The following is a 791-nucleotide window of genomic DNA, read 5'->3' on the forward strand; positions in this document are numbered from 1 at the left end:
TAGTCGTGATACAGCGCGGTGGTGTAGAGCAGGCGCATCTGGGCGCCGATCTCGCAGATCTTCAGGCAGCGCTGCTGCAGCTCGGGCGTGTTGGCGTGTTCCAGCACGATCTGGTAGCCGCGCTCGCCATGGATTTCGTCCGAGACGATATGCAGGTCGAAGAATTCGACTTCTTCGTCGGTGAAACCGTATTTGTCGCGCAGGGTCGGGGTCTGCTTGCGGTAGATCGAAGGCACCTGCGATTCCAGGCCAACCACCAGGCCGGCGACGGCGACGATCGGGTCTTCGCGCATGGCCACCGCATAGCACCAGCTTTGCAGGCCACGGGTGGTGGGCGACATATTGTCCGGATCGACCACGCGCTCACGGGTGGTGCCGCAGGCTTCGGCAAAGCGGACCAGCAGGTCGGTGTGGCGATCGCCACCGATTTCCTCCTCATACATATTGGCCAGCAGGAAGTCCTTGGCTTCGGTGAAGCGGTCGGGCGTGCGGGCGTAGATGTAGGCGAGGTAGTCGGCGAAGGGGCCGACATAGTGATAGTGGTTCTCGGCCCAGCGGGCGAGGTGGTCGCGGGAGAGCTTGCCGCTGGCCCAGGCCACGCTGAAGGGGGCCTTGTTGGCGCTCTTGCCCTTGATGGCGTTTTCAAGGGCGGCACGGAAATCATCACGGTTCATCAGTTCGGCCATCGGGGGCTCCTGGGGGAACGAGTTCAAGGTGGGGGATAGCGTTGCGTGGTCCGGAGGCTTTATCCGCTCCATCCGGCACCATGATGTAGATTGTATACTATCTAC

The 791-nt window shown here is 61.9% G+C and carries 1 protein-coding gene; it reads right to left on the reverse strand.

Features of this window, described 5'->3' with window-relative positions; translation table 11 throughout:
• Nucleotides 1-686, reverse strand: a 686-nt coding sequence (locus ACYP5B_RS14265; RefSeq protein WP_459570145.1) for a TenA family transcriptional regulator, incomplete at its 3' end; no start/stop codon positions are given.
• Nucleotides 687-791 lie beyond the last annotated feature (105 nt).

The organism is Cupriavidus sp. 8B, from assembly GCF_054589115.1.